Origin of the sequence: Gemmiger formicilis (assembly GCF_016901605.1) — a bacterium.
Classification (GTDB): domain Bacteria; phylum Bacillota; class Clostridia; order Oscillospirales; family Ruminococcaceae; genus Gemmiger; species Gemmiger formicilis_B.
Genome location: NZ_JACJKP010000974.1, coordinates 1 through 218, shown reverse-complemented (window position 1 = coordinate 218; position 218 = coordinate 1). Strand labels below are relative to the sequence as shown.

Below are 218 nucleotides of genomic sequence, written 5' to 3'. Positions count from 1 at the left end.
GAACTGGCGATGACCGAGGAAGAAAAGGATGTTCTGCGTGAGCATGGCCATGAGTACGGCGCGGCTACCGGTCGTCCCCGTCGGGTTGGTCCCTTTGATGCGGTTGCCAGCCGGGCATCTTTTCCACAACAGGCTGTGCGTCATCCAGCGTTTTGCCCATGGGGAACCGGGTGGTCAGGCTGCCGTCAGACAGACGGTACTGCGCCACTACGGGGATT

The 218-nt window shown here is 61.0% G+C and carries 1 pseudogene; it reads left to right on the top strand.

The annotated features are described in order from the left end of the window. A pseudogene (locus H6B10_RS17450) lies at positions 1-114 on the top strand (adenylosuccinate synthetase); the annotation flags it as partial. Between the last annotated feature and the right edge of the window lie 104 nt (positions 115-218).